The organism is Demequina sp. B12 (assembly GCF_028823635.1).
GTDB lineage: Bacteria > Actinomycetota > Actinomycetes > Actinomycetales > Demequinaceae > Demequina.
The window spans coordinates 1-258 of record NZ_JAPEHU010000028.1 but is presented as its reverse complement, the minus strand read 5'-3'; the positions used below and the strand labels follow the sequence as shown (position 1 = coordinate 258).

Annotated in this window: 1 protein-coding gene; it reads right to left on the bottom strand. The window is 60.5% G+C overall.

The annotated features are described in order from the left end of the window. On the bottom strand, window positions 1-258 hold a 258-nt coding region (locus ON058_RS11080), incomplete at both ends, for a hypothetical protein (RefSeq protein WP_274669120.1).

The window sequence follows — 258 nt, the reverse complement described above, 5'->3', positions numbered from 1 at the left end:
CGGCTTCAGGGCCTTCAAGGACGGTCTGCAACCGGACGCCGTCGTCGAGGACCTGGACCGCAGCATGAGCATCACCATGATCCGCGGCGTACACCACCGTGCCATCGGCAGCCACGTCACCATCGGTCACCATCACTTCAGTCGGAAGCGAGATCTCCACAGGCGAGTCCACGTCATTGTCAATCACGACCGGCATGCTGGCGTCCAAGGAAACCTCAACCTCAAGGTGAGCCTCGCCGCCAGACTCAAACAACACAA